The sequence below is a fragment of the uncultured Mucilaginibacter sp. genome (assembly GCF_903893715.1).
Classification (GTDB): domain Bacteria; phylum Bacteroidota; class Bacteroidia; order Sphingobacteriales; family Sphingobacteriaceae; genus Mucilaginibacter.
In genome coordinates, this window is record NZ_CAITNG010000047.1 from 78,719 (window position 1) to 105,142 (window position 26,424).

32 protein-coding genes are annotated in these 26,424 nt (G+C 45.1%); 23 read left to right on the top strand and 9 right to left on the bottom strand.

The features are described 5' to 3' along the window. Window positions 1–29 precede the first annotated feature (29 nt). From QZX97_RS06215 to QZX97_RS06230, 4 genes are read left to right on the top strand one after another with little or no spacing between them, the layout of a single operon-like run. Entirely contained in the window at window positions 30–1,004 is a 975-nt protein-coding gene (locus tag QZX97_RS06215; RefSeq protein ID WP_295655461.1) for a cation diffusion facilitator family transporter, read from the top strand. Further along, window positions 1,005–1,454, top strand: a complete 450-nt coding sequence (locus QZX97_RS06220) for an NUDIX domain-containing protein (protein WP_295655463.1) — start codon at window positions 1,005–1,007, stop codon at window positions 1,452–1,454. It abuts the gene before it with no gap. Beyond that, the gene (gene bioA, locus QZX97_RS06225; RefSeq protein ID WP_295655465.1) at window positions 1,441–2,706 is read left to right on the top strand and encodes an adenosylmethionine--8-amino-7-oxononanoate transaminase; all 1,266 of its coding nucleotides are present in this window, start codon (window positions 1,441–1,443) and stop codon (window positions 2,704–2,706) included. The genes QZX97_RS06220 and bioA overlap by 14 nt, the downstream gene beginning before the upstream one ends. Then, window positions 2,706–3,323 (top strand): hypothetical protein, encoded by a 618-nt coding sequence (locus tag QZX97_RS06230; RefSeq protein WP_295655467.1) that lies wholly within the window; start codon window positions 2,706–2,708, stop codon window positions 3,321–3,323. The genes bioA and QZX97_RS06230 overlap by 1 nt, the downstream gene beginning before the upstream one ends. A 130-nt stretch (window positions 3,324–3,453) precedes the next feature. Here QZX97_RS06230 and QZX97_RS06235 read toward each other — a convergent pair whose 3' ends face one another. Both QZX97_RS06235 and QZX97_RS06240 read right to left on the bottom strand, forming a co-directional pair. Next, entirely contained in the window at window positions 3,454–4,239 is a 786-nt protein-coding gene (locus QZX97_RS06235; RefSeq protein WP_295655469.1) for a PhzF family phenazine biosynthesis protein, read from the bottom strand. A gap of 147 nt (window positions 4,240–4,386) precedes the next feature. Continuing rightward, window positions 4,387–5,247, bottom strand: a complete 861-nt coding sequence (locus QZX97_RS06240; RefSeq protein ID WP_295655471.1) for an RNA polymerase sigma factor RpoD/SigA — start codon at window positions 5,245–5,247, stop codon at window positions 4,387–4,389. 350 nt (window positions 5,248–5,597) lie between these two features. Between QZX97_RS06240 and QZX97_RS06245 the strand changes: the two genes are divergently transcribed. The 7 genes from QZX97_RS06245 to QZX97_RS06275 all read left to right on the top strand — a co-directional run bounded on the left by QZX97_RS06245 (window position 5,598) and on the right by QZX97_RS06275 (window position 11,992). After that, window positions 5,598–6,092 carry a hypothetical protein gene (locus QZX97_RS06245; protein ID WP_295664468.1) on the top strand — a complete coding sequence of 165 codons (495 nt, stop codon included), beginning with the start codon at window positions 5,598–5,600 and terminating at the stop codon, window positions 6,090–6,092. 4 nt (window positions 6,093–6,096) lie between these two features. Then, entirely contained in the window at window positions 6,097–6,756 is a 660-nt protein-coding gene (locus tag QZX97_RS06250; protein WP_295655474.1) for a hypothetical protein, read from the top strand. 3 nt (window positions 6,757–6,759) lie between these two features. Further along, window positions 6,760–6,963 carry a helix-turn-helix transcriptional regulator gene (locus QZX97_RS06255; RefSeq protein WP_295655475.1) on the top strand — a complete coding sequence of 68 codons (204 nt, stop codon included), beginning with the start codon at window positions 6,760–6,762 and terminating at the stop codon, window positions 6,961–6,963. Window positions 6,964–7,112: 149 nt separating this feature from the next. Continuing rightward, window positions 7,113–8,102 (top strand): L-glyceraldehyde 3-phosphate reductase, encoded by a 990-nt coding sequence (mgrA, locus tag QZX97_RS06260; protein WP_295655477.1) that lies wholly within the window; start codon window positions 7,113–7,115, stop codon window positions 8,100–8,102. A 44-nt stretch (window positions 8,103–8,146) separates the two neighbouring features. Beyond that, window positions 8,147–9,136: a Gfo/Idh/MocA family oxidoreductase gene (locus QZX97_RS06265; protein ID WP_295655479.1), complete on the top strand. Its 990-nt coding sequence runs from the start codon at window positions 8,147–8,149 to the stop codon at window positions 9,134–9,136. Window positions 9,137–9,217: 81 nt separating this feature from the next. Continuing rightward, a complete protein-coding gene (locus QZX97_RS06270) occupies window positions 9,218–9,787 on the top strand; it encodes a DUF2911 domain-containing protein (protein ID WP_295655481.1) in 570 nt (189 codons plus the stop codon). Window positions 9,788–10,144: 357 nt separating this feature from the next. After that, window positions 10,145–11,992 (top strand): SPFH domain-containing protein, encoded by a 1,848-nt coding sequence (locus tag QZX97_RS06275; RefSeq protein ID WP_295655483.1) that lies wholly within the window; start codon window positions 10,145–10,147, stop codon window positions 11,990–11,992. Window positions 11,993–12,046: 54 nt separating this feature from the next. Here QZX97_RS06275 and QZX97_RS06280 read toward each other — a convergent pair whose 3' ends face one another. After that, window positions 12,047–12,223, bottom strand: a complete 177-nt coding sequence (locus QZX97_RS06280) for a DUF6496 domain-containing protein (protein ID WP_295655485.1) — start codon at window positions 12,221–12,223, stop codon at window positions 12,047–12,049. 206 nt (window positions 12,224–12,429) lie between these two features. Between QZX97_RS06280 and QZX97_RS06285 the strand changes: the two genes are divergently transcribed. Continuing rightward, window positions 12,430–13,836 (top strand): glycoside hydrolase family 28 protein, encoded by a 1,407-nt coding sequence (locus QZX97_RS06285; RefSeq protein WP_295655487.1) that lies wholly within the window; start codon window positions 12,430–12,432, stop codon window positions 13,834–13,836. 8 nt (window positions 13,837–13,844) lie between these two features. Here QZX97_RS06285 and QZX97_RS06290 read toward each other — a convergent pair whose 3' ends face one another. Beyond that, on the bottom strand, window positions 13,845–14,213 hold the full coding sequence (locus tag QZX97_RS06290) for a hypothetical protein (protein WP_295655488.1): 369 nt from the start codon (window positions 14,211–14,213) through the stop codon (window positions 13,845–13,847). Further along, window positions 14,214–15,452, bottom strand: a complete 1,239-nt coding sequence (locus QZX97_RS06295; protein ID WP_295655490.1) for a multidrug effflux MFS transporter — start codon at window positions 15,450–15,452, stop codon at window positions 14,214–14,216. A gap of 154 nt (window positions 15,453–15,606) precedes the next feature. Here QZX97_RS06295 and QZX97_RS06300 point away from each other — a divergent pair, with 154 nt between their 5' ends. The 9 genes from QZX97_RS06300 (at window position 15,607) to QZX97_RS06340 (ending at window position 21,686) form a co-directional block, all read left to right on the top strand. Further along, window positions 15,607–16,695 carry a Glu/Leu/Phe/Val dehydrogenase dimerization domain-containing protein gene (locus tag QZX97_RS06300; RefSeq protein ID WP_295655492.1) on the top strand — a complete coding sequence of 363 codons (1,089 nt, stop codon included), beginning with the start codon at window positions 15,607–15,609 and terminating at the stop codon, window positions 16,693–16,695. A gap of 54 nt (window positions 16,696–16,749) precedes the next feature. After that, window positions 16,750–17,697 carry a transcription antitermination factor NusB gene (gene nusB / locus QZX97_RS06305; RefSeq protein ID WP_295655494.1) on the top strand — a complete coding sequence of 316 codons (948 nt, stop codon included), beginning with the start codon at window positions 16,750–16,752 and terminating at the stop codon, window positions 17,695–17,697. Between the two features lies 1 nt (window position 17,698). After that, window positions 17,699–18,100, top strand: coding sequence for a DUF1573 domain-containing protein (locus tag QZX97_RS06310; RefSeq protein ID WP_295655496.1), 402 nt, complete (start codon window positions 17,699–17,701; stop codon window positions 18,098–18,100). Window positions 18,101–18,131: 31 nt separating this feature from the next. Then, a complete protein-coding gene (gene yajC / locus QZX97_RS06315) occupies window positions 18,132–18,455 on the top strand; it encodes a preprotein translocase subunit YajC (protein ID WP_295655498.1) in 324 nt (107 codons plus the stop codon). Window positions 18,456–18,564: 109 nt separating this feature from the next. Next, window positions 18,565–19,512 carry a YbbR-like domain-containing protein gene (locus QZX97_RS06320; protein WP_295655500.1) on the top strand — a complete coding sequence of 316 codons (948 nt, stop codon included), beginning with the start codon at window positions 18,565–18,567 and terminating at the stop codon, window positions 19,510–19,512. Continuing rightward, on the top strand, window positions 19,512–20,111 hold the full coding sequence (coaE, locus tag QZX97_RS06325; RefSeq protein ID WP_295655502.1) for a dephospho-CoA kinase: 600 nt from the start codon (window positions 19,512–19,514) through the stop codon (window positions 20,109–20,111). Before QZX97_RS06320 ends, coaE begins: the two co-directional genes overlap by 1 nt. Beyond that, complete coding sequence (locus QZX97_RS06330; RefSeq protein WP_295655503.1) at window positions 20,108–21,046, top strand: exonuclease; 939 nt, start codon at window positions 20,108–20,110, stop codon at window positions 21,044–21,046. Before coaE ends, QZX97_RS06330 begins: the two co-directional genes overlap by 4 nt. Further along, a complete protein-coding gene (locus tag QZX97_RS06335) occupies window positions 21,043–21,204 on the top strand; it encodes a DUF5522 domain-containing protein (protein ID WP_363152044.1) in 162 nt (53 codons plus the stop codon). Before QZX97_RS06330 ends, QZX97_RS06335 begins: the two co-directional genes overlap by 4 nt. A 35-nt stretch (window positions 21,205–21,239) precedes the next feature. Further along, the gene (locus QZX97_RS06340) at window positions 21,240–21,686 is read left to right on the top strand and encodes a MarR family transcriptional regulator (RefSeq protein ID WP_295655504.1); all 447 of its coding nucleotides are present in this window, start codon (window positions 21,240–21,242) and stop codon (window positions 21,684–21,686) included. Between the two features lie 95 nt (window positions 21,687–21,781). On the opposite strand, the gene QZX97_RS06345 is transcribed toward QZX97_RS06340, so the two are convergent. Next, window positions 21,782–22,501 (bottom strand): ZIP family metal transporter, encoded by a 720-nt coding sequence (locus QZX97_RS06345; protein ID WP_295655506.1) that lies wholly within the window; start codon window positions 22,499–22,501, stop codon window positions 21,782–21,784. Next, on the bottom strand, window positions 22,498–23,064 hold the full coding sequence (locus QZX97_RS06350) for a phosphatase PAP2 family protein (RefSeq protein ID WP_295655507.1): 567 nt from the start codon (window positions 23,062–23,064) through the stop codon (window positions 22,498–22,500). The genes QZX97_RS06345 and QZX97_RS06350 overlap by 4 nt, the downstream gene beginning before the upstream one ends. Window positions 23,065–23,148: 84 nt before the next feature. Here QZX97_RS06350 and glmM point away from each other — a divergent pair, with 84 nt between their 5' ends. Then, window positions 23,149–24,534: a phosphoglucosamine mutase gene (gene glmM, locus QZX97_RS06355; protein WP_295655508.1), complete on the top strand. Its 1,386-nt coding sequence runs from the start codon at window positions 23,149–23,151 to the stop codon at window positions 24,532–24,534. A gap of 81 nt (window positions 24,535–24,615) precedes the next feature. Then, a complete protein-coding gene (locus tag QZX97_RS06360) occupies window positions 24,616–25,752 on the top strand; it encodes a cysteine desulfurase family protein (protein ID WP_295664471.1) in 1,137 nt (378 codons plus the stop codon). 1 nt (window position 25,753) lies between these two features. Here the strand turns inward: QZX97_RS06360 and QZX97_RS06365 are convergent, their stop codons facing one another. Next, entirely contained in the window at window positions 25,754–26,146 is a 393-nt protein-coding gene (locus QZX97_RS06365; RefSeq protein ID WP_295655512.1) for a type II toxin-antitoxin system VapC family toxin, read from the bottom strand. Further along, window positions 26,131–26,403 (bottom strand): hypothetical protein, encoded by a 273-nt coding sequence (locus QZX97_RS06370; RefSeq protein ID WP_295655515.1) that lies wholly within the window; start codon window positions 26,401–26,403, stop codon window positions 26,131–26,133. The genes QZX97_RS06365 and QZX97_RS06370 overlap by 16 nt, the downstream gene beginning before the upstream one ends. Window positions 26,404–26,424 lie beyond the last annotated feature (21 nt).

A 26,424-nucleotide genomic window follows, 5' to 3' on the forward strand; every position in this document is an offset into this window, starting at 1 on the left:
TTTATAAATTTGACAAATTCAACACCTACTTGAACGAGCAAAGGCGCATCATACTCATTTCGTTAATTACCGGTACCTTTTTAATGGTTGCCAAATTTGCCGCCTACCTTTTAACCTCGTCAAATTTTATATTGACCGATGCCGCCGAGAGCATCGTCAATGTTTTGGCAAGCGCTTTCGCATTCTTCAGTATCTATCTTTCGGCACAGCCTCGAGATGAAAACCACCCTTACGGGCACGGAAAAGTGGAGTTTTTCTCTGTTTTTGTCGAGGGCATCCTCATCATGATTGCCGCCCTCATGATCATATTTAAATCGGCATTCGGTATTTTTAGCCCCCATCCTATACACGCTATCCTGTTAGGTGCTTTTATCATCGGCATAACAGGCATCATCAACGGATTTTTAGGATGGTTCCTCATCCATAAAGGAAAAACGCTGCAATCGATGACATTGGATGCAGATGGTCGGCACCTCATTACCGATATGATAACCAGTATCGGCCTGGTTGTTGGCCTGGTGCTCATCTACTTTACCCGGTTGGAGATATTGGATAACTTGCTATCCATTTTGGTGGCATTTTATATTGGCTATGTTGGATATAAGCTCACCCGAAAATCCATAGCCGGACTAATGGACGAAGCTGACTTTAAAATAGTTGAACATGTTGTGCAGATTTTGAACGACAAACGCGACGAAGCCTGGATTGACATTCATAATTTGCGTGCGCAAAAATATGGGAATGAACTACATATCGACTGCCATTTAACCTTGCCAAACTATTTCGACCTGAACCGGGTGCACCAGGAAGTGAAAGAGGTGGACGATTTGATAAACAGCCAGGTAAGTATCAAAACTGAGTTTTTTATCCATACCGACCCATGCATACCGGAATGTTGCTATTATTGTAACATGCCCGACTGCCTCATACGCACCGAGCCGAAATCGAAAGATATTTTTTGGACCATGGAAAACGTTACCCGCAATAAAAAACACTTTGAATAGATGAGCAAGTTTAATGTACGTGTGTATGGCTTATTGATAAACGAAGATAACCAGGTACTCATCAGCGATGAATGGGAGCGCGGCATGCGTTTTTCCAAATTCCCGGGTGGAGGCCTGGAGTACGGCGAAGGTATGATAGATGGCCTGAAACGTGAATTTATAGAAGAATGTAACCTGGATGTTGATGTGGTACAACATTATTATACTACCGATTTTTTTGTAAAGTCGATATTTGGTGATACACAGCTCATCGCGGTTTACTATATCGTAAAAAATACCGAACCGGTTAAACTGGCCACTAAAACCAAAGCTTTTGATTTTGATGGCGATACCGAACCACAGCAATCATTCCGCTGGGTTAAAATTGATGAATTAACGCCGGAAGATGCCACCTTCCCGGTTGATAAATATGTAGTTGAATTATTAAAAGATGGCTATGGACTTAGTTGAACGCGACCTTGCCGTAATATGGCACCCTTACACCCAAATGCAAACCGCTTTGCCGCCCATCCCGATAGTAAAGGGGCAAGGCGCTTTGTTGTATGCCGAAGACGGTAAAACCTATATCGACGCTGTATCATCCTGGTGGACCAATATCCACGGGCATTCGCACCCGCACATTGCGCAAAAAATATATGAACAGGCACTGCAATTGGAGCATGTGATATTCGCAGGCTTCACGCATCCCATCGCGGTTGAACTGGCTGAGCGCTTGTTAAAAATCATTCCGAAAAACCAGGGCAAAGTATTTTACTCTGATAACGGCTCAACAGCTGTTGAAGTTGCCCTTAAAATGTGCCTGCAATACTGGAACAACCAGGGTATTCATCGTACCAAAATATTGGCTTTTAACAACGCCTACCACGGCGATACCTTTGGCGCCATGGCCGTTAGCGGCCGCAGCGCGTTTACCAAAGCTTTCGACTCGATGTTGTTTGAAGTTGAGTTTATTGACTTGCCGGATGCTGAAAATATTGAAGGTCTAAAATCCCATATCTCACATCTAAACTCCGAATTAGCCTGCTTTATTTTTGAGCCATTGATACAAGGCTCGGGCGGGATGTTGATGTATGAGGCAAAATACCTGGATGAACTGATGGCGCATTGCCAAACTGAAGGTGTATTAACCATTGCCGACGAAGTAATGACCGGCTTTGGCCGCACCGGCAAACCCTTCGCCTGCGACCATCTGCAGCAGCAACCCGATATCATGTGTTTCTCAAAAGGGTTGACCGGTGGCTCGATGGCATTAGGTATAACCACCTGCACGCAGCAAATTTATGATGCCTTCCTTTCGGATGATAAATTGAAGACCTTGTTCCACGGGCATTCCTTTACCGCCAACCCCATCGCCTGCACTGCTGCGTCGGCCAGTATGGATTTGTTTTTACAGCCCGAAACCATGGCCAATATCCAACGCATCGAGGCCAGCCATAAAGCTTTTGGCGCTAAAATAAAATCACATCCTAAACTAAAAGCCATACGCCAAACGGGCACTATCATTGCGATGGAGTGGGAAACGGGCAGCAATACATCCTACTTTAGCGGCTTGCGCGATAAACTGTACGCCTACTTTTTAGGCGAGGGCATTATCCTGCGCCCATTGGGTAACATCTTATACATTTTACCGCCATATTGCATAACCGATGCCCAACTGGACTATATTTACGGCAAAATTGAAGAGGCCTTAGACAAATTTTAATGGAGAACTTACTGAATACCATAGTAGCTGATAATGGTTTACATGCGCGTTGGCTAAACACGCTTTCGCTGATGGAAAATACCGGCGCGCGCAAAATTTCGGCCAGCGAGGATATGGCGACCGTTACCTATATCATCCTCAAACACGCGGCTGAAGAACACCGCCACGCTTTCTACCTCAAAAAGCAATTGGAGAAAGTAGGGAATGACCTTTGCCCAACTTATGCCACCCGGTATCTGATAGCCCCTGCCCAAAGCAAATACTACCTTAACCTGCTGGATGTTGAAGTTTGCCGTTACCTAAAAACAGAGCTGAAACTGAGTGGCCGGGACCTGCGTTTCGCCGCATACCTTTTAGTTACATACGCCATCGAAGTGCGTGCGGACGAGCTTTACCCGGTTTACCAAACTGCTCTGGATGCCGCGGGAAGCAAGGTCAACGTAAAATCCATCATCCTGGAAGAAGAAGGACACTTGGAAGAAATGATCAACCAGCTCAAAGCCTTCTCACCGGATTGGCAAACACACGCCAACAAAGCCGTTGAAATAGAGTCGGGTTTATTTAATAATTGGATTGAAGGGTTGAAGAAAGAAGTGTTACTGGGAGTAGCAAACTAAACTTATTAATAAAAGCGTCATTGCGAGGAACGAAGCAACCTCTGCGCGATAGGTCTCAGATATGTGTCCTCGACATGTATGTGCAGAGATTGCTTCTCCGCTAGCCAACGGATCGCAATGACGTGGTCACTTACACGTATATCTCCCCCTTCAAATAAGTAACCGCTTTGCCGCTCATCAGCACGCGCTCACCTTTGTTCTCGCACCATAACTCACCTTTGCGGGAAGATATTTGATAAGCGTGCAATTTATCCTCGCCTAACTTTCTGGCCCAATACGGTATCAAATTACAATGCGCCGAGCCCGTTACCGGATCCTCATTTATCCCAGCCGATGGCGCGAAGAAGCGCGATACAAAATCAACCGTATCGCCGACAGCGGTAACAATAACGCCAATGGTATCCACTTTGCCCATCAGGTTAAAATCAGGTTTCATATCGCGTATATCTTGTTCGCTTTCGTAAACCAAAAAGTAATCACGACTCTTTAGTATCTCTACGGGCGGTTTCCCGCCCAGCGACTCAATAAGGTGAGGCGGAGCTGCAACAGGCTGTGGTGGCCTGCTCGGGAAATTGAGCGTGTATTTATCACCGTTTTTCGTTACTGTCAGCGTGCCGGCCTTTTGCGTATAAAAGTTGATGGTTTTTTCGGCATAGCCCAACTCGGTAAACAAAATATGCGCCGAAGCGAGCGTAGCGTGCCCGCAAAGATCTATCTCATACTCCGGCGTAAACCAGCGCAGACCGTAACCATCGCCCTGTTTTACAAAATAGGCGGTTTCGGCAAGGTTGTTCTCGGTGGCAATTTTCTGCATGGTGGCTTCGGGCAGCCATTCGGTCAACGGACAAATTGCTGCGGGGTTACCGCCAAAAAGCTGGTCGGTAAAGGCATCGGCCTGGTAAATTGGGATAGTCATAATAGTAAAAAAATGATGGGCTAAGTTAAAGAATGTTAACCACAGAGATGCACAGAGATTTTAACAGAGTTAACAGAAAAGTAAATCAGCGTCGCTCTGTGTTTCCTCACTCAGTGAACTTTGTGGTTAAAAAATAAGATAGGGAGGCTATCCTAAATACGATTTCAATATCTTGCTTCTCGATGTATGCCTCAAACGCTGCAGGGCCTTGTCCTTGATCTGTCGTACACGCTCGCGGGTGAGGTTGAACTTCTCGCCGATCTCTTCTAACGAAAGCGGCGAACTGCCTCCCAAACCAAAGAATAACACTACAATTTCGCGCTCGCGCTCGGTTAAGGTGGATAACGAACGTTTTATCTCTTCCGACAATGACTCATTAATAAGGTTAAAATCGGTATTCGGCTCGTGGTTTTCCAATACGTCCAACAACGTATTCTCTTCACCTTGCACAAACGGCGCGTCCATGGATACATGTCGGCCCGAGTTGCTGAGCGTATCCGAAATTTTATCAACGGTGGTCTCCAATATATCGGCCAGTTCTTCCGGCGATGGCTCACGCTCATATTCCTGCTCCAGTTTGCTGAAAGCCTTGCTGATCTTGCTCAGCGAACCTACCTGATTCAAAGGCAAACGCACAATACGCGATTGCTCGGCAATAGCCTGTAATATGCTCTGCCGTATCCACCAAACCGCGTACGATATAAATTTAAAACCCTTCGTCTCATCGAAACGTTTGGCGGCTTTTATCAAACCTAAGTTACCTTCGTTGATCAAATCGCCCAGCGTAAGGCCCTGGTTTTGGTATTGTTTAGCTACCGATACCACAAAACGTAAGTTGGTTTTGGTGAGGCGTTCCAATGCGGCCTGGTCGCCTTCACGTATCTTTTGCGCAAGTATTACTTCTTCTTCGGCAGTTATCAGGTCAACCTTACCAATTTCGTGCAGGTATTTGTCGAGCGATTGCGACTCACGGTTGGTAATGGATTGGGTTATTTTGAGTTGTCTCATCTGTTAGATATACGCGCTATTCTGATTATACAATACAACGTGCAATAATATGAAAATGTTGCTAAAAATTAACATTCCAAGCCAATTGCGAAAAAAAATTTACTAACATATTACCTGATTTCAACAACCCGATTTAAAATAAAAATTTATTGTTTTGCAATAAATTAAAAAATTGTTTTTATCATTGTAAAACCAAATAAAATACGTAACAGGTTATGAATAAATGGAGTGGGGCTTTAAAGTCAGTCGGCAACTGGTTTATGCCGGTATCGCAAATAAAAGGGTCGTTTGTTATTATGGTATCATTGTATGCTCTTTTTTTGATGTCCGATATGGGAAGTTATTTTACTATGCAACGTTCCGTATTATTAGAAAATAAGCATACCGGCGGTACAGTCGCACTTAAAGGGGTTAAATACACGGTGCCTTTTATCACTTCTAAAACCAAAGTTGATTTTCAAGGAAATGGCTTGATTGATTTCCTATTTCTGAGCGGCGGGGAGCACGACGAATGTTTTGTGAGTTTCTTTTTGAAAGCAGCGACAAGTATTTTTGCCATTATATTGATTTTACTCTTCGATTTCTCAGACCCATTTAACCATCGGCTTTATTGGCGGTTTAACACCTTGTGTTATCTTGCCATTGGGATAATAGTTGTCGACTATGCCAAATATTTGTACACCACGCAATGGGTTAATAAAGCCATACAAGATGACGCCAGCTTTCATTATGACGGAAACTTTAACCTTTTTTATTTTATTGGCGGCCTATGGGTAATACGGACTATTTTGGCATTTTACAATACGGCAGTAAAAACACAACAAGAAGCCGAACTAACCATCTAAACCCATGAAAAAACTAACCCTGTTTGGCCGCGACATTGAATTTTTTTGGGGTGAGCGCAAAGCGAGCACTAAACCGATAGAAATATGGCCGTTCTTTCTGGTCGTAACTTTCTTTTTGTTTTTTACGATAAGCGATGCGTACGATAGCTCGAAAAGCACCATGCGGATACCCGTATTAACGCCTACCGCGCAAGCTACAGATTATAAAGAACACGCTTTGGCCAACCATAACCTCTTTGTAACAGGCGATGGTACGGGAACATTGGTATGGCACCCGCAAAGCATATGGCAGGCCCTCATCCTGAAAATGACCAGTACCGATAACCTCAACTTTATGGATATTTTCCATATCGGGCTGTTGTACCTGTTTGTTTTGATATTCTATCTGATGACACGGCAGGGAAAAGGTACCTTAACCTTCTCCAAAAAAGTAAGCAACGGTTTCCGTTATATCTTTTTCCTGCTTGCCATCACCGGCCCATTGGAGTATGAGAAGTATAAATTGCTGAACAGTTACGTACAGTACATCACCAACGGGCAGTTCAGGCTGCCCGAAGAAACAATCCATTGGTATTACTTTTACCTCGGCATCATGCTCATAGTTTTAAGCCGCTTTACCGACCGGGCCGCCGAACTGCAAAAAGAAACCGAACTAACCATCTAAATCATGCCTATTGTTATAAACCTGGATGTGATGATGGCGCGGCGCAAAATGTCGCTAAACGAGCTAAGCGCGCGGGTGGGTATTACGCTGTCCAATTTGTCCATCCTAAAAACGGGTAAAGCCAAAGCCATCCGCCTCGAAACCCTCGAAGCCATTTGCAAAGCGCTGGATTGCCAGCCGGGGGATATTTTAGAATATGTTGATTAGGAGAGTGGTTGATAGGGTTGACTAAGTTGATTGAGTTAACTTGGATTAATAATTTCGGACTTCTGACTTAGGACTCCAGACTAATATTAATACACCGCAGGATAGTTTATATCAGTTTAAATTTTATTTTTACCCGCAAATCTATTCCAATGACCTATATTCCTGCTTCAAACAGATATTCCAATATGCTGTACCGCCGTTGCGGTAACAGCGGTATCAAACTTTCGGCCGTGTCGCTGGGCCTGTGGCATAACTTTGGCGATGTGGATACCATGTCGACGTACCGCAAAACCCTGCACACCGCGTTCGATAGCGGCATCACCCATTTCGATTTGGCCAACAATTACGGTCCGCCTCCGGGCTCGGCCGAGATCAATTTTGGCAGGATATTGAAAGAAGATTTTGCTTCGCACCGCGACGAGATGATCATCAGCACCAAAGCCGGTTACTATATGTGGGAAGGCCCTTACGGCGAATGGGGTTCCAAAAAGAACCTGGTTGCCAGCCTTAACCAAAGCCTGAAACGCATGGACCTGGACTATGTGGATATATACTACCACCACCGCCCCGACCCCGATACACCATTATACGAAACCATGTCGGCCCTCGATTTGATCGTTCGCCAGGGCAAGGCTTTGTATGTGGGCATATCCAACTATAAACCAAAGGAAGCCGCCGAGGCCATCAAAATATTAAAAGAATTAGGCACACCCTGCCTTATCCACCAGCCCAAATACTCTATGTTCGAGCGTTGGGTGGAAGATGGCTTGTTAGAGTTGTTAGGTAAAGAAGGCGTAGGCTGCATTCCGTTTTCACCTTTGGCACAGGGTTTATTGACAAATAAATACCTGTCGGGTATCCCGACCGATTCGCGGGTGGCAAAAGGCGTTGGTTTCTTAACAGAAAACAACCTGACCGAAGCACGCCTGTCGCAAATAAAACGCCTAAACGATATTGCATTAGAACGCGGCCAAAGCTTGGCCCAAATGGCACTGGCTTGGATATTAAGGCACGATGAGGTAACCACGGTATTGATCGGCGCCAGTCGCCCCGAGCAACTTACCGACTCGCTGAAATGCTTAGATAACATCAAATTTAGCACCGAGGAATTGGCTAAGATAGAGGAGATATTAAAGTAAGATGGAGTTGGTTAGCCGACAGACACCAATCAACTAATGAACTAATGAACCAACAAACTATAAAATGGGGCATCATCGGCTGCGGCGACGTAACCGAAGTAAAAAGCGGCCCCGCATTTAACAAAGTAGATGGTAGCCAAATCATAGCGGTTATGCGCCGCGATGCCGCCAAAGCTGCAGATTATGCCCAACGACACGGCATAGGCAAATGGTACAGCGATGCCGACGAGTTACTGAACGATCCGGAGATCAACTCCATTTACATTGCCACCCCCCCGGTTTACCACAAAGAATACACCCTGAAGGCATTGGCCGAAGGCCTCAATGTGTATGTTGAAAAGCCGGTAACCCTGAATGCCAAAGAAGCTATTGAAATCGCGGAAGCCGCGAGGAAATCTACAGCTAAATTAAGCGTAGCGCATTACCGCCGCGCCCTGCCCATGTTTTTATTTGTAAAGGATTTGTTGGACCGTAAACAAATAGGCGATGTGCGTACCGTGCAGATAAAAATGTGGCAATCGCGCAAGCCGCAACTCATTACTTATACCGAGCATGCCTGGCGTGTCGACCCGGCATTGTCGGGAGGCGGGTACTTTCATGATCTGTCGCCGCACCAGCTCGACCTGATGCTCTACTTTTTTGGCGAGCCCACCCATTTGCACGGCTTCTCGTTAAATCAGGCTCACATCACCCAGGCCGACGACCATACCGCCGGCCTGGCACTTTTCCCCAACAATGTGGTATTGAACGGCTCCTGGAGTTTTAACGTGGATGACGAAGAACAGATAGACGAGTGCCTCATCGTTGGCAGCGAAGGCAGCATCATTTTCCCCTTCTTCGGTAAAACGGTAACCTGGCAAAACGGCGATAGCGATGAGGTGCATATCGAAGAGTTTACCCACCCGCAGCACATACAACAACCCATGATAGAACGCGTGGTCAACTTTTTTAGCGATAAAGGCGATAACCTGTGTTCGATAGAAGAGGCCATCATTGTCATGCGAATGATAGATTCTTTTGCGGCCAAGCCTTAATTGTTGTAGTTGACAGATAAATGCTAAATTGCATCATCAATTGCTGACCAATAAACATTAACAATTAAAATAAATCCAACCATGAAAAAATTAGTATTGTCCGCGCTTTTTGCATGCGGAACGTTTTTAGCTTTTAATGCCGCCGCGCAAACCATGGCACCGCCGCCACCCCCACAACCGCCAATGGCTAAACCGGCCGGCCCAAAAAAACCAAGGCCAAGCTTGCCCGATACCGTTAGGGGTACCTTAAAAAATGGCGTAAACATCGAAATTGCTTACAGCCAGCCCGGTGTTAAGGGTCGTACCGTTGGTAAAGAGATAGCCCCTTTTGATGGCAAAGTATGGCGAACAGGTGCCAACGAAGAAACTACCATCTCTTTTAGCAAAGATGTAAAACTGGAAGGTAAGGATTTGCCTGCTGGTAAATACAGCCTTTGGACTATCCCCGGTGCCGATGAATGGACCATCATCATCAATAAAAAAACCACCGAATGGGGCACAGTTTACAGCGATGCTTTTGATGTGTTCAGGGTAACAGTTAAAACCCAAAAAGCACCCGCCTTTACCGAATTGTTAAAATTCGCGATAGACCCTGCTGGTAAAGTGTCATTTGCCTGGGGCGATTATATGGTAGCTTTCAAAGTAAAATAATTACGTAGAGTGCCCGTTTTGGGCAGAAAACAGATACAAACCATCCTGATAGCCGGGATGGTTTTTTTATGCCCAAGAATTTGATTGGGCAAATTATTGCAAGTTTTATAATTATAGCCCATCGGCAAATTGTTTAATATATATTTTTTTGCTTAAGCTCATTTTTTTATAAACCGGTAAAAAAACTGTGATGCAGACGGTTCAGGGCTGTTTTTCTTGCTGAATATGTTATTTGTATGGTACTTAGTGCTATAAATTTAACTTAAACATTATGAATTATTTGCAATTTATTGGTGGGTTATTATACCCTTATTATGTATTTTATTTTACAAAACTATCCTGCGCATCATCTTCGGTATGGTAATGATTCCCGAAGATAAGATTGGCTTGGTTACAAAAAAATTCGTGCTTTTTGGTACGGATAAGGAATTACCCGACGGGCGTATCATCGCTACAAAAGGGGAGGCCGGTTTTCAGGCAAAAGCCTTAGCGCCGGGCTTGTACTGGTTTATGTTCCCCTGGCAGTACGGTATCCGGATGGAAGAGTTTACCGTTATCCCCGAAGGTAAAATTGGTTTGATACTATCGAAAGATGGTGCCGAAATACCTACAGGTAACATCCTGGGCCGCAAAGTGGATTGCGACAACTTTCAGGATGCCGAAAAATTTCTGACCAACGGTGGTCAAAAGGGTCGTCAAACAGCCATCATCACGGCAGGTACCTATCGTATCAATACCTATGCTTTTACCATATCCATCGCGGATATGACAGTTATCCACGAAAGTAAAGTTGGTGTGATTACCGTGCTCGATGGTGAGCCTATTACTATAGGCCAAATAGCCGGTAAACATGTGGAAGGCCACAATAACTTCCAGGATATTGATGCCTTTTTGGCCAATGGTGGTAATCGTGGTTTGCAGCCCCAAATAGTACTGGCGGGCTCGTACAATATTAACCAATGGGCTGTGCAGATAGAGGAAATCCCGATGACTGAAGTGCCAATAGGGTACGTAGGTGTGGTGATATCGTACATCGGCGAAGACGGCAAAGACCTTACAGGCGAGCACTTTAAACATGGTAACATTGTGGGCAAAGGCTTCCGTGGTGTGTGGATGGAGCCGCTTGGCCCGGGCCGTTACCCTATCAATACCTTTACCATGAAGGTAGAGCTTGTACCAACCACAAACCTGGTATTGAACTGGGCCAATGCCCGCAGCGAGGCGCATAACCTCGATAAAAACTTGTGTACCATTACCGTACGTTCAAAAGATGGCTTCCCTTTTAATTTGGACGTGGCACAGATTATTCACATCCCCGCGAATGAGGCGCCAAAGGTTATCGCAAGGTTTGGTAGTATGTTGAACCTGGTATCGCAGGTGCTGGAGCCTACTATTGGTAACTACTTCCGTAACTCGGCGCAAGACAGCGATGTGATATCGTTCCTGATCACCCGTAAAGAAAGACAGGAATCAGCTAAACAGCATATCGCCGTGGTTTTGGAAGAATATAACGTGAACGCCGTAGATACCCTTATCGGCGATATCGTTCCGCCGGAAGCTTTGATGAAAACCTTGACCGACCGTAAAATAGCGCAAGAGGAAGAAAAAACCTACGAAACGCAACGTATGGCACAGGTACAACGCCAGGGTGTTGAAAAGGAAACAGCCATTGCCGAAATACAAAAGGAAATAGTGAAGGCACAGCAGAGTGTGGAGATTGCCCAACGCACAGCCGACGCTGCCGTTAAGAAATCGGAAGGTGAGGCTACCAGCATGAAATTACAGTTAAACGCGGAGGCTGCCGCCACAAAAATGCGTGCCGAGGCCGAAGGTGAGGCCACAAGGGTGAGGGCAGCCGCGCAAGCAGAGTCGACTAAGCTGAACGCTTCCGCTGAGGCCGAAAGGATTTCTAAAACGGGTTTGGCTGAAGCCGAAAAAATCATGGCCATCGGTAAATCCACAGCGGAAGCCTACGAGTTACAGGTGAAGGCCATGGGTGGTGATAACTTTACCAAATTCAAGATTACCGAAGAGATTGGAAAGAACCATATCAAGGTAATGCCTGAAGTATTGATAGGTGGCTCCAATGGCACCGATGGCCCGATCAGCGGTTTATTAGGCTTGAAACTGATGGAGATGATGGATACAAATAAAGACAGCACCGAACCCAAAGTCGCGCCCGCCGCAAAGCCGGATAAAAAGTAAAGCTAAATAGTTGCATAGTTAAGCGCCGTTGTAAAACAACGGCGCTTTTTGATTTTAGTCTTTCTTCTTCGGTACCTTTAGCCCATCTTTCCTTGCTTCCGATAAGCCAATGGCAATAGCCTGCTTAGGATTGGTTACCTTTTGGCCGCTGCTGCTTTTCAATTTGCCTTCTTTCATTTCGCGCATGTTTTCCTCAACATACTCCTGCGCTTTTTCCGAATACTTTGCCATGGTGTTTTGATTTTAGATATTGTTGATCTCAAAAACATACATGCAATTCTTTTGCCATCCTTCAATAAAACGATAAATAATTTGCACGTCTGCACATACTCACATTTGCACATTGCTATCGGGAACGATTGCACAAATAAATCGGCACAAATCATTCATTTTAGCGTTAAAACTGCTTAGCATTGCTTACCAATTACTATTTCCCGATGAAAAAGCATTTCCTATTTCTATTAACCATTGCAGCTATAACAGGCATTTTCAAAAATTCCGCCTGCGCACAGGAACACGATATGGCCTGGTATATAAAAAACGCGCCCTTTAAAATGGGTGATATAAGCGAACCGGTGTTCCCTGCACGTACATTCGACATCAAAGATTACGGCGCTGTTGGCGATGGGCAGACCCTCAACACCGTAGCAATCGCGAAAGCAATTGATGCCTGCTCGGCAGCGGGCGGCGGTACGGTATTGATACCGGCTGGCGACTGGCTCACCGGGCCTATCGAGCTGAAAAGCAATGTAAACCTCCATACCGAATGGGGAACACTGGTGCTGTTCAGCAGCGACCACTCCTTGTTTACCATGAGCGGCGGCCGCGGCAAACCGCAACTATATGGCGAAAAACTGGAGAATGTAGCTGTTACCGGTAACGGCATTTTTGATGGTGCCGGCGATACCTGGCGCCCCTTAAAACAGGGCAAGGCAGCGCCTACCTTGTGGAACGAACTGACCAAGTCGGGCGGGGTGCTCAATAAGAACGGCGATATGTGGTACCCAACCAAAGAAGCATCGGAAAACGACCGTTTACGCCCTATAGAAGTAAGTATTGCCAGCAGTAAGAACGTAATGATTGACGGACCGACGTTCAAAAATTCACCAAATTTTGCCTTTAACCCTAAAAATATAACCAACCTAATCATCCGTAATGTAAAGATCGAGAATGAATACTACGCCCAAAACGGGGATGCTATCGATTTGTCGAGCTGTAAAAACGCGATTGTTTACCATTGCACGGTACATGCGGGGGATGATGGCATCTGTATGAAATCGAGCGGGACAACCGAAAAGGGCACCGCCGGATTGGAGAACATCATTATTGCCGAAAACATTGTTTACCATGCGCACGGTGGCTTTGTGGTGGGCAGCAATACCGATGCCGGTATGAACAACATCTGGGTAACCAACTGCAATTTTGTAAACACCGATATCGGCATCCGCATCAAAAGCAACAAAGGCAGGGGCGGACTGGTGCACAACATCTATATCGACCATGTTTTTATGCGCGACATCCTGAACGAAGCCATCCTGTTCAGCAGTTATTATGAGGACGGCGGCGCGGGACATACCAATCCTCCCGAAACCAATGATAAAACACCCTTCTTTCAGGATTTTCACCTGAGCGATATTTACTGTAACGGCGCCAAAACGGCTATCTCCATCATCGGCCTGCCCGATGCGCAGGTAAACCACCTGTATTTCAACAATATCAAAATATCGGCCAAAAAAGCGGTCTACATTACAGAAGCCAGCGATATTGACCTCAAAAACGTAACCATTATATCGCCCGATAAAAACACCTATAACTTAACCAACGCGAAGAATATTAATCATTGACAAACTGTCTAATGGAGTAAGTGCGACAGCCTAACTGCGAAAGTCACCCCGCATGCAATCAGCACCAGCGTACTCACCACCAATAGCCAGTTTACATCGGCTTTACTGAATTTCTGCCTCACGGCGACAATAAATATGCTCATAAAGCCGATGACCACAATAGCCGGGTAAACCAATACCCATTTGTTGGGCATAACAATATATACCTTATCGAGTCGCTTTTGCCAGCCGTTATTGGTAAAAAACGGCACAAACGCCATCAGGATAAGAAATAACAATACCCTCACCACCGCTTTGGCGGCGATGCGGCTTATTTTAATGCTTTTGGCAGCAATGCTGGCCGGTGTTGGTTTTTGTGTTACAGGTTTCTTTGCCATTTATTCGTGTAAGGTGATGTTATCCAGTGCGGGTTCCGTAAACTCCTGTTTGCTGATGTTTTTACTACTTACATGCAGGTAAATAAGCCCTAAAATAGTGAATGTCGTCATTACGCCCGTCATGGGGATGGGGGAGAGCCTGCCCTCGTTCAAAAAACTGACTATGGCCGACGACAGCGAACCAATACCGAGCTGTAAAAAACCCATCAATGCCGAAGCGATGCCCGCCTGTTTGGCAAAAGGCGCCAACGATAATGCGGCCGCGTTGGGCGTAATGAAACCCTGGATGCACAAAAAAGTAAAAATAGTCCCCACCATACCAACAAGGCCCATATGCCCGCTGTAGGTAACACCAAATAAGCCTACGCCGATAAAGCACTGAATGATGAGCGCCGTCTTCATCAAGCCCTCGCTCGAATATTTTTTGATGACCACACTGTTTAACTGGCTAAAAGCGATAAGTCCGGCGGCAATAAAAGCGAACAGGTAACCAAAGTGCGCTTTATCTACGTGATAGTACGAGATGAAGACATACGATGAGCCCGAAAGATAGGCATATTGACTGCCCAAGGCTATACCGCCAGTAATGGCATAAACGTAAAACTGCGGATGCTTAAATACGCTGTAGTAGTTGGCAGCGATATGTTCCGGTTTTAACGACAAGTTGGTATCGGGTTTACGGCCTGCCGGTAGCCAAATAGCGCAGGCTACAATAACCACCACAGCAATTGCCGCTAAAATGATAAATATATAATGCCAACCCCAATAAGCGCTTACGTAGCCGCCAATGGTGGGTGCCAGCATGGGTGATACGATGAGTACCAGCAACAGCAGCGATAAAACCTTGGCTATCTCCGTTACCGGGAACAGGTCGCGCACCAAAGCCCTCGCGGCCACAATACCGGCGCAACCACCCAGCGCCTGCAGCAGCCGCAAAGCGATGAGCAAATGGATGGAATGGGTTGCCGCGCAGGCCAGCGAAGCTGCCACATATACCGATAAGCCAATAAACAAAGGTTTTTTACGTCCGTAACGATCGAGCAGGGGGCCATACAGCAACTGCCCGGCCGATATGCCGAAAAAATAACTCGCTAAGGATAACTGTACGCCCGACACATCGGTATGCAGGTCGGCAGCGATGGCCGTAAACGCCGGCAGGTACATGTCGATAGAAAACGCACCCAGCGCTGTGATGAACCCTAAAATTAAAATGAGTATGATAAATTGCTTTCTGTCCACTACCGTCTGCCTAAGCGGCAAATATAAACAGACCTGAAATGATTAAGCCGCGGTTTTTGCCCAATTGTTGATAATAAAAATCACAAATATTATATAATTAAAAAAAACACCTACTTTTGACCCAAACATCGAACCTTTATTCTTCTTGTCAAAAATGTCAGCGCAAACAACCAACGATACCTCGGTATTTAACCAGCTCAATATTTTTGCACACCAAAAGGTGGTCTTCTGTAACGATGTTGCCACCGGCTTAAAAGCCATCATCGCTATACACGATACCACTTTAGGCCCTGCCTTAGGCGGTACACGCATGTGGCCCTACAAAACCGAAAACGATGCTTTGCAGGATGTTTTGCGCCTTTCACGCAGCATGACGTATAAGGCGGCCATCACGGGCCTCAATCTGGGCGGCGGTTCGGCTGTTATCATCGGCGATTCGCGCAAAGATAAAACCGAGGCCTTATTACGCATGTTCGGTAAGTTTGTAAAAAACCTGAACGGTGAATACATTACCGCCGAAGATGTGGGCACCAACACCCGCGATATGGAATACATCCGTATGGAAACCGAACACGTAAGCGGCCTGCCCGAAAGCATTGGCGGGAGCGGCGACCCGGGACCGGTTGCGGCACGCGGTGTGTTTATGGGGATAAAAGGTTGTTTGAAGGAGTTATACGGTAACGATACTTTAACGGGTAAATCCATAGCGGTACAAGGCACGGGCCAGGTAGGCGAGCATTTGGTTAGGTTGCTGCGCGACGAAAACGCCAAAGTATATGTAAGTGATATCGACGAAGACCGTTTGCGCCAGGTGGCCAAAAAATATGGTGCCGAAGCAGTGGAGCATAATAGTATATTTGACCTCGATGTGGATATATACGCACCCTGCGCTTTGGGGGCAACCATCAATACCCAAACCATCAACCGCTTAAAGTGCGCCATCATAGCCGGTTCGGCAAATAGCCAGCTGGAAGACGAACAGGTACATGGTAAAATGCTGCTCGAAAAAGGCATACTATACGCGCCCGATTATGTAATCAACGCCGGTGGTTTAATCAATATGTATTCGGAGATTGCGGGCTTTAACAAAAAACGTACTTTACAACTGACCGAAAATATTTACGACGCTATTAGGAATGTTTTAAAACTTTCCAAAGCCGAAAACATTTCCACTATCCTGGCTGCAAATAAAATTGCCGAAAAACGGATAGCCGACATCAAAAAAATAAAAACATCATACTAATAAAACATAGTTTAACTTCGTTCGTTTTTTAACGGACAAAATCGTTCTTATCACATGCTAAACAGAAGGCACCTGCGCGTAAAAGTATTACAGTCATTGTATGCTTACCATCAATCCGAAAAAAAGGATATCAAAGTTTACGAAAAGTCACTAATCCAAAGTGTCGACAAGGTACAGGAAATGTACATTTGGATGCTTTCGCTCATCAACGAAGTAGCTCAATATGCCGATACCGATGCTACGGCCATGTCGAACAAGTTTTTGCCCACCGAGGCCGACTTGAAGCCTAACCTCAAAATATTGGGCAATACCTTTATCACCTCGCTTAATAAAAACAAAGAGTACCTCTCGCACTTAAAAAAATATAAAGTTATTTGGGATTTTGATCCGGAGTTGACCAAATCGCTTTTCGCGACATTGAAAGCTTCCGATGATTACAAGACCTACCTCGAAAAAACCGACGATACCATTCATTCGGATAAGGATATCATCAAATTTATTTTCAAAAAGGTGATACTAAAATCGTCCATAGCCGAGCAGGTTTTTGAAGATAAGTTTATCTACTGGCCCGTTGATAAAGACGTGTTGCAGGCACTCATCGCCAAAACATTTAAAAATTTCGCTTACGAAGAACCCGAAAAAAACAAACTGGCCGAAGTGGTGGTGAATTGGGATGAAGACCGCGAGTTTATCATCAACCTTTTTCAGCAGGCTGTTCGCTACGACGAAACTTTCCAGGAAATGATTGCCACCAAAACCCAAAACTGGGAGCCCGATCGTATCGCCATGATGGACACTTTGCTGATGAAACTGGCTCTTGCCGAGTTCCTGCATTTTCCATCGGTTCCTGTTAAGGTAACCATCAACGAGTACCTGGAAATTTCGAAGGAATTTAGTACACCGAAGAGCAATTCATTTATAAACGGTATCTTAGACAAAATTTTAGCGGAGCTAAAAGCTGACAATAAAATCAAAAAAACAGGTAGAGGATTAATTGAATAACATGAAAAAAATGCTTTTTGGCCTTTTAGCAGCAAGCATGTTAATGGCCTGTCATCAGTCAAACAAATCAAATACACAAACGGTAAATACCCTAACAGCCATTAAATTTACCGAAATAGCTTTCGATTTTGGTAAAATAAAACAAGGCGCGTCGGTAACACATAACTTTACGTTCATCAACTCTGGCAAAGCACCACTCATTATCAGCGATGCCACAGCCACCTGCGGCTGCACCAAACCCGAGTGGCCCAAAACACCCGTAAACCCCGGCGAGCAAGGCACCATTAAGGTAACCTTTAACAGCGAAGGCAAATCGGGTTTGCAGGATAAAATGATTACCGTAACCGCCAATACCAATCCAGCCGATAACATGGTGCATCTGGTTGGCGAAGTAACCAAGTAACAACAAGTAAATAATTAAACACAAAATAAAAATGACCCCTACTATTTTATTACAAGCCGCAGGCCCAGGCGGTATCCCGGTTCAAACCATTGTGATGTTTGGCCTTATATTCGTAGTATTTTATTTTTTCATGATCCGCCCGCAGGTTAAAAAGCAAAAGGACCAGAAAAAATTTGTTGAAGAACTGAAAAAAGGCGACAAAGTGGTAACCACAGCAGGCATACACGGCCGCGTAGTTGATGTTACCGATACCATGGTAACCATTGATGTTGACAATAGCGTTAAAATACGTTTCGACAAATCGGCCATTTCTTTAGAAGCATCAAAACTGCTGAATACGCCTGTAAAATCGTAGAAAGCACAATTTCTATTTAATAGCCTCACGTAAGTGGGGCTTTTTTTTTGAACGGCAATGATTAAAGCCTTTCGGCGGCTAATTATTTATAATTTTGGGATAACGTACCATGGCAATTATCAAACTATCAAAAAACGAGCGCAGGCGCCTGTCGGTATTTTTTACCTGCCTGGTACTTGCTTTTTTGGCATGGGTGCTCACCACCTTATCAAAAACCGATAAATACCATATCAAAGTGGCCGTTGCCTATATCAACCCGCCGGCGCACCGTTCGTTCCGCTCGCTGCAGGCCGATACCGTAGACGCCACGGTTGAAGGTACAGGTTGGGACCTGCTATTCTCGACAATGAACTTTACCGACCGCACCATACCCGTCAGCTTAAAAAACCTGGAGAGCAAAAATTATATCACACTCAACTCGCAACTAAAAGCTATTAACGAAAAATGGGCCGACAAACCACAAATCGCTGCTTTGGACCCTGATACGCTTTACTTCGATTTTTCATCGCGGGCTACCAAGCGTGTGCCCATACAGTTGCAATCAAAAATAACCTACCAGCACCAGTACACCGTCTCGGGCAATACCAGCTTCAGGCCCGATTATGTAACTGTCAGTGGCCCCGAAAATGTGATCGCCAACATCACCTCCTGGAAAACAGAGCCATTGATTATGGACGACGTATCGGACACCGTAGAAAAAACCGTGCGTTTGTTAGGTGTTCCCGAATCGAACATGAACATTTACCCCAGGGCCGTACAGGTAAAAATACCCGTGGAGGAGTTTACCGAAAAAACACTGTATGTACCCGTTAAACTCATTAACAATAAAGATTACTACAACGTAAAGGTATTCCCGCAAAAGGTTAAAATTACTTTTACCGTGGCCCTGAGCAGCTATACCACCATCGATGAAAGCTATTTTGATGCCATAGCCGACCTGAATTTATGGCGCGACAAAGGCTATCACCAATTGCCCGTTACCATAACACGCGTACCCAAATATTGTAAAGTAGTGAGGATTGAGCCTCAAAACGTGGATTTTATCGTTAACCAATAATGCTGAAAATCGGGATAACAGGTGGAATAGGCAGTGGCAAAACCACGGTAAGCAAAGTATTCGAGGTATTGGGCGTCCCCGTTTTTTATGCCGACGACCATGCCAAACGTGTAATGGTTGAAGATGATATCCTGATAGCAGCCATAAAACAGGAATTTGGCTCTGAAGCCTATTTTGCCGATGGCAGCCTTAACCGCAAATACATTGCCAATATTGTGTTTAACGATGCCGACAGGCTCGAAAAGCTGAACGCCATCGTTCACCCGGCTACCTTTAGGGCTTTTGATGCCTGGGTGGCGCAGGTTGGCCATGTGCCCTACATCCTTAAAGAAGCCGCGCTGCTTTTCGAGGCATGCTCCTATAAACTATGCGATAAGGCCATTATGGTTTATGCCCCTTTAGAGGTACGTATCAACCGTGTGATGCGCCGCGACAGCATCAGCCGCGAGGAGGTATTAGCACGTAATGCCAAACAAATGACCGATGACGAAAAAATCAAATTGGCCGACTATACCATCGTTAATGATGATACAGAATTGGTGATACCCCAGGTACTGGCATTGCACCAACAGTTTTTACAAATGGCCGCCGCTTTATGATATTGGATGATTTTATCGTGATAAACGATAACGGTTTATATTGCCGTTACGGCGATTTTTACCTCGACTCCAAACAGCCTGTCGAAAAAGCCGTCATTTCGCACGCTCATGGTGACCATGCCGTCGCCGGCAACAAAACCGCTTATTGTACCGAAGTCACTGCCGATTTAATGCTGCTGCGCTATGGAAAAACTGCCTCCAAAGTATTTGAGACGTATAAATTTCATGAAATGTTTTCGATGGGGGAGGTGAAAATCACTCTCATATCTGCCGGGCATATCCTCGGTTCTGCGCAGGTATTAATGGAATATCAGGGCATTAAATACCTCTATACCGGCGATTACAAAGTACAACCCGATGATACCTGCGAACCCATCGATTGGGTACAAGCCGATGTTTTGATTACCGAAACCACCTTTGCCAACCCGGCAACCCAACACCCCGACCCGGTTACCGAAATAAAAAAACTTAACAATATAAAAAGCAATATTTTGCTTGGCGCGTATGCTTTGGGTAAAAGCCAGCGTTTAATAAAGCTTATCAGCACCTGGTGCCCGCAAAAAAAGATACTGGTGCATCATAAAATTATGCCCATCAATTTGGTGTACGAGAAACATGGTTTTAGCCCCGGAAAATATAAAATATACGAGCGCAAACTGATGAAGCAACAGGACGAGTTTGTGTACATCGTTCCGCCCTTTACCTTCGACAGTTATTTTAAGGCTACGGGCGTAAAGCGCCTTTTTGCTTCGGGATGGAAAAACCTGCAGGCAAACGAGAACGACACGCTCTACATATCAGACCATGTGGATTGGAACGATATACTGCAATGTGTTAACTTTGTTAAGCCAAAGCAGGTATGGACACTGCACGGCGATGGCACCCATTTGAAAGAACATTTTAAGGATAGCATTGTAGTTAAATTATTGAAATGATGCTGGTAGAGGGCGAAGATTATTATATTAACGACGATGGTAATTTTGTGTTTACCAAAGAATATCACCTGAAACGGGGTTATTGCTGCCAGAACAAATGCCTGCATTGCCCCTGGAACTTCGGTAAGACGGATGGAGAACAAACAAAATCAAAATAAAATCGTCATATTTGAGTTGAAGTTGAGGAATGACAATGCAGATTGATAAAGAAATACAGAGTAAGTTTGAAGATAACTACCATCGCGCGGTGGTCAACCTGGTATTTACCTATGGTTGGTTTTCCAACGTGATGCGCCTGGAATTTGAAAAACATAACCTTACACAACAGCAATACAATGTGCTGCGTATTTTGCGTGGGCAATTGCCAAAACCATCAACTGTAAACCTGTTGAAAGAGCGTATGCTGGATAAAATGTCCGATGCGTCGCGTATTGTCGACCGCCTGGTACAAAAGCAATTGGTTACCCGCTGCACCAACAATAAGGACCGCCGCGCCGTTGATATCCGCATCAGCGAAGAAGGCCTGGCTATTCTGGCCCGCATCGATGCCGAATTTAAAACCCGCGATGTTTTCAAAGATAACCTGACCGAAGAAGAAGCCGGAAAGCTGAGTGAGTTGTTGGATAAGTTGAGGGGATAATTTAGTCATTAGGTCATTTATCATTAAGTTATTGCCTGCTGGATATTTTTAGCAATAAAAAATGACTCAATGACCTAATGCCCCAATGACCTTCCTCAAAGTTCAATTAAAAACCCGATAAGCGGTATACTGATACCCAAGAGCACTACCACCATTTTTTTAAGATTAAACCGGTGCCCTTCGCTCGATTCGAAAAGGATGGTGGTGGAGATATGCAAAAAGATACCGATAACAATACCCATAATGCGGTTAAAGTATTGTTGCAGGTTCCAAACGGTACTGTGGCTTAGGGTATCGCTAAAAAAGTAGCCCACCGGCGCCATTATCGCAAACAGGAATAAGCAGGCAATAATTTTATTTTTGGTTACTTTATTGGCCAGCATAACACTTGCCAGCGCGAACGATGCAGGTATGTGGTGCAGCGCGATACCAAAGACTAATTGGTTTTGATAGCCCTGCGCCAATGGCATCCCTTCCAAAAAAGCATGCAAACAAAGGCTAATGAGTATAGCGAAAGGAAACACCACGTGACCCGCATGTGGTTTATGGATATGCCCATGCTCTACCCCGTCCGAAAATTGCTCCAATACAATCTGGAACAAAAAACCACCCAATATAAACACGCCCACCAGGTTGTCGTTACCATGATAAGCGTCTGGTATCAAATGCAAAACCGTTATCGCAAACAAAAATGCCCCGCTGAACGATAGCACCAGTTTCAATAATTTTGTATTATCCTTTCCCTTGAGCAGGAAAATGCTCATCCCACCCAAAAAGGCGCATCCAAACAGTAACAATAATTGCCAAACCCTCATGCCTTAAACCCCGGTTGTAATTTTTTGAACAATAATACCATCAGCCACCCCACCACTAAGCCGTATATGGCTCCGCCGGTAACGTCGAGTGGGTAATGCACCCCAACATATACTTGCGCAAAGCTGATAGTGGCAGCCCACAGCAAAGCGACGTACCATACCCATCGCCAGCGCGTGCCAAATATCAGGCACAAAACTATCGCTATGGCAAAGTGGTCGCTTGCATGCGATGATGGAAAGCCGTACCCCGACCCCGGTATCCGTTTGATGATGGTATGCGATAACGCGGGTTCATTACATGGCCGCACCCGCTTAAATATCGGTTTTATGAGTGATGCGCTGCCATAATCGGCAACGGCAAAGGCCAGCAGTAGCGTCACAATAATGTATAGGCCAACCTTCTTGTATTTGTAAATGCAAAAACCCGTAATGGCAATGTATAAGGGTATCCATATCAGCTTATTGCGCATAATGGGCATCAACCAATCAAAAAAAGGATTGCTCAGCCCACTATTGATGAGGTAAAATAAGTGGCGGTCAAATTCGATGAGCTGCTGGGGCATGTTGGCAAATATAGCTAATTTGACAAAGTCGGGGCGTTGCCTATCGGGCAAATAATGTTATTTTTGCAGTTAAATATTTATAGTTTGACGCTGATTAAATCAATTTCCGGGATACGTGGCACCATTGGCGGTGCGGTTGGCGATGGCTTAACGCCATTGGATATCGTTAAATTCACTTCGGCCTATGGGTCGTGGGCGGTTGCCAAATCGGGTATCAAAAAAATAGTGGTTGGCCGCGATGCCCGCATCTCGGGCGAAATGGTGCTCAATATCGTGGTAGGTACGTTGCAAGGCTTAGGTATCGATGTGGTGGATGTTGGCCTTTCAACCACACCAACTGTCGAAATTGCCGTACCGATAGAAAAAGCCGGCGGAGGAATCATCCTCACCGCAAGCCATAACCCTAAACAATGGAACGCTTTAAAATTATTGAATGCCAATGGCGAATTTGTGAGCGAAGCCGATGGTTTGGAGATACTGGAAATTGCCGAAAAAAGCGATTTTAAATATGCCGAGGTAAGCGATTTGGGCAAACGCACTATCGACGATACCTATATGCAAAAGCATATCGACCATATTTTAGGTTTGGAATTTGTGGACGTGAAAGCAATCGCGAAAGCCAATTTTAAAGTGGTGATAGACTGCGTAAACTCATCGGGCGGCATATTTGTACCGGCTTTGCTGGAAGCATTGGGAGTTAAAACCGTTTACAAACTGTTTTGCGAGCCCGATGGTCAATTCCCGCATAACCCGGAGCCGCTGCCCGAAAACCTGACGGAGCTATCGAGCACGGTATTGGCCAAACATGCCGACCTCGGTATAGCCGTTGACCCGGATGTGGACCGCCTGTGCTTTGTTTGCGAAGACGGAAACGTATTTGGTGAAGAATACACACTGGTAGCCGTAGCCGATTATGTATTGAAGAACCATAAGGGCAATACCGTATCCAACCTGTCGTCAACCCGTGCTTTGCGCGATGTGACCGAGCTTGCAGGTGGTGAATACAATGCCGCCGCGGTAGGCGAAGTGAACGTAGTAAACAAAATGAAAGAAACCAACGCGGTTATTGGCGGTGAAGGCAACGGCGGGGTAATTTATCCGGCGTCGCACTATGGTCGTGATGCTTTGGTGGGTATCGCTTTATTTTTAACACACCTGGCTAAGTTTGGTAAGAGCATATCTACACTGAAGCACACTTATCCAAACTACTTCATTTCGAAGAACAAGATTACCCTGACACCCGAAATGGACATTGATGCGCTGCTGTTAAAAGTGGAAGAGAAATACAAAAAACAACCGCATAGCACCATTGATGGTTTAAAAATTGAATTTGACAAGCAATGGGTACACCTGCGCCGTTCAAATACCGAACCCATCATCCGTATTTATTCGGAAGGAGATTCGGAAACCGTGGCGAATAATCTGGCAAATAAGATCATTGCTGATATAAAAGAAATTTTGAACGTATAGTTCATTCTATGCCGTTATTTCGAACGATGGCTTTATCAAAGTGTTCGACAAAACATAACTGAAAACTCAATAACAATACCCATGCGTGTTTACTTAGACAATGCTGCTACCACTCCTGTGGACCCTGAAGTTTTAAAGGCGATGTACCAGGTGATGGAAAATAGTTTTGGAAATCCATCATCCATACACGGGCATGGGCGCGAAGTGCGTACGCTCGTCGAAAAGGCCCGCAAAACGGTGGCTTCGCTGCTGCATACTTCACCTGCCGAGATATTCTTTACCTCGGGCGGTACCGAGGCTGATAATATGGCGATCCGTTGCGGTATTGCCGATCATGGTATCAAACATGCCATCACCAGCAAAATAGAACATCACGCTGTAGTTCATACCTTAGAGGCTATGCAAAAAGCGGGCGTTATTGAGCTCGATTTTGTTGAAGTGGACGAAAAAGGCAACATCAATACCGAACACTTAGAAACTTTATTGCAAGGCCACGACCGCAGCCTTGTATCGCTGATGCATGCCAATAACGAGATAGGCACCCTGACCGATATCGAACTGGTAGGCGACATCTGCGAAAAGTACAATGCCATTTACCATTGTGATACTGTTCAAACCATGGCGCATTATCCGCACGATATGAGCAAACTCAAAATGCAATTCATTGTTGGCGCGGGGCACAAGTTTCACGGGCCGAAAGGTGTGGGCTTTTTGCACATCAATCACAAAATAAAGATAAAGCCATTGCTGTACGGCGGTTCGCAGGAACGTAATATGCGCGGCGGTACTGAGAATGTATATGGCATCGTCGGTTTGGCTAAGGCATTGGAAATAGCTTACGCCGAAATGCCCCAACACCAGGCTCATATACAGGAATTGAAAAGCTATATGATGGCGCAGCTAAAAGCCAGCGTACCCGGCATAGCCTTTAACGGCGAAACCGACCCGGCCAAAAGCCTGTACACAGTGCTCAACGTATCTTTCCCCGAAATGGAGATGGCCGATATGCTATTGTTCAGTCTTGATATAGCCGGTATATCGGCATCGGGCGGCAGTGCCTGCAGTTCTGGCACAGATATAGGCTCGCACGTGCTTACCGGCATTGGTGCCAACCCGCTACGCCCTGCCGTAAGGTTCTCATTCTCTAAATATAATACCAAGGAAGAGGTGGATTATACCGTTGAGAAAATCAAAGAGATCTGTTTGGTGAAGGTGTAGTTTATGGTATTACCAATTCTAAATTTTCAACACGCTGAAAATGTTTGGCATTTAGCGTGGCGCATGGTAAATTAAGTTTAATTGCGGTAGCTGCAATGAACAAGTCGGCAATTGCTAACTGCTTATTGCTTTTTTTAAGTTCGTTGTTTATTTCGACAGCGGTTTTTATTATCTCTGAATCTAAAGTCACTATAGGGATCAACTTTAGCACATCCCTCCAATATTCGTACTGTTCTTTTTTAGCACCCGAGTAAATTTCGTATTCTGTTAACACTGAGATTTTAAATCCCGAATATGAATTGGAAAGGTTAAAAAAGGCAGTTTTATTTTTGTCTTTTTTTCTAAAATAATCAATTAAGATTGAGGTATCTAAAAGAATTATTTTGTCCGCCATTTGTTGATCTGCTTCCGCGCATCGCTAATAGCTTTTAGCTGCTCTTTAGTAAAAACAGGCCCCGTCAACAATAAAGCCCTCAACTCATCCATATTGGAAGAGTTTTTAGGGTCATTTGCGTTATTTTTCAAATCGGCCATACCAGATGGGTTTTTATCGCCATTCAATTTATCCTTCAAGGCAGTCAATTGATCTTCAGGCAATTGCTGTATCGCGTGCAAAAGCTCCTCAAATCCTATGTCTACCTTTAATTCCATATACAAATATACAAAATATGG